Source organism: Kitasatospora sp. MBT63 (assembly GCF_000710465.2).
GTDB lineage: Bacteria > Actinomycetota > Actinomycetes > Streptomycetales > Streptomycetaceae > Kitasatospora.
This window is the reverse complement of record NZ_JAIZ01000605.1, coordinates 4,359-5,431: the sequence shown is the minus strand read 5'-3', so window position 1 is coordinate 5,431 and position 1,073 is coordinate 4,359. Positions and strand designations below refer to the sequence as shown.

Genomic DNA, 1,073 nt, shown 5'->3' with positions numbered 1-1,073 from the left:
CGCCGCACCCGCCCCCGTCCACCCGACGCCGGTCCCGACGACGGTCCCGGTGCCGCCGCCCGCCGCCGGGCCCGACACCCCGGCGTCGCGCCGCCCCCCGCGGGTCGACCACGCGCTGCGCGAGCGCACCGCCCGTACCGTTCCCGGCTGGGTCGCGCTGCTGGCCGTCCTGCTCGGCGCGGCCGCGCTGGTGCTGGCGCTGGCCCGGTCGGGGCTGCTGCTGCACACCGGGGCCTTCCCGGACATCCGCAACCCGATCGCCAGGTCGGCCGGCGTCCCGGTGGTGACGGAGCGGGAGATCGGCACCGCGGCCGTCGGCGGCCTGGCGATCATGACGGCGCTGGCCGGGCTGCTGGCCAACGCGGGCGGCGAGACCCGGGTGCTCTCCCGCTGGGGCCGCTACCGGGGCACCGTCCGCCGGACCGGCCTGGTCTGGGTCAACCCGCTGCTGCGCCGCCACCGGGTGGACGTCCGGCTGCGCCACTGGCGCAGCGACCCGGTGCACGTGACCGACCGCAGCGGTACGCCGATCGTGGTGCGGCTGCTGGTCGTGTGGCGGGTCAAGGACACCGCGCGGGCCATGCTGGGCGTCGACGAGCACGAGACCTACCTGCGGGAGCAGGTGCACGCGGTGCTGACCCGTACCGCCAGCACCCTGCCCTGCGACTCCAACGCTGCTCCCGGCCCGGCCCTGCGGGACGGCCAGTGGTTCTCCGACGAGCTGACCAGGGCGCTGGTGGCCGAGGCGGCCCCGGCGGGCCTGGAGGTGTACTCGGTGCAGCCGCTGGCGCTGGACTACGCACCCGAGGTGGCCGACTCGATGCGCCGCCGCCGGCTCGCGGAGCTGGACGCCGGTCTGCGGACGGTGCTGGTGGACGACGCGGTGGAGGCCGCCGCGCTCGCCGTCCGCCGGCTGGAGCGGGCCACCGCGCAGGAGCTGGACACGGCCGCCCGCAGTGCGCTCATGGAGCACCTGCTGGTCGCGTTCGTCGCGCCCGCCGGGATGAGCGCCTCGCTACCGGCCCCGGCGGCCCGGCCGGCCCGGAAGGAAGGCCGCCCGGCCTGAGCCACGA

Annotated in this window: 1 protein-coding gene; it reads left to right on the top strand. The window is 77.8% G+C overall.

Annotated features, from left to right (window positions below):
• Positions 1-1,066: SPFH domain-containing protein (locus AA75_RS53795; RefSeq protein ID WP_206743459.1), on the top strand; the 1,066-nt coding region annotated here is incomplete at its 5' end.
• Between the last annotated feature and the right edge of the window lie 7 nt (positions 1,067-1,073).